The 204-nt window shown below is 66.2% G+C and carries 1 protein-coding gene; it reads left to right on the forward strand.

Going from position 1 to position 204, the window contains the following annotated elements; all coding sequences use genetic code 11:
* Positions 1-204: transposase (locus OO52_RS53900; protein ID WP_037671891.1), on the forward strand; the 204-nt coding region annotated here is incomplete at both ends.

Genomic DNA, 204 nt, shown 5'->3' on the forward strand with positions numbered 1-204 from the left:
TTCCAAGCCCGGGCGTCTTCACGCCGACAAGGCGTACGACATCCCTCACCTGCGGCGATGGTTATGGGGCAAGCACATCGGCGTCCGCATCGCACGCAAGGGCATCGAGTCCAGCGAACGGCTGGGCCGCCGCCGCTGGGTCATCGAGCGCACGATGTCGTGGCTGACCGGCTACCGACGTCTCAACCACCGCTACGAGCGTCA

Origin of the sequence: Streptomyces flaveolus (genome assembly GCF_000716535.1) — a bacterium.
In the GTDB taxonomy this organism is placed as follows: Bacteria; Actinomycetota; Actinomycetes; order Streptomycetales; family Streptomycetaceae; genus Streptomyces; species Streptomyces flaveolus_A.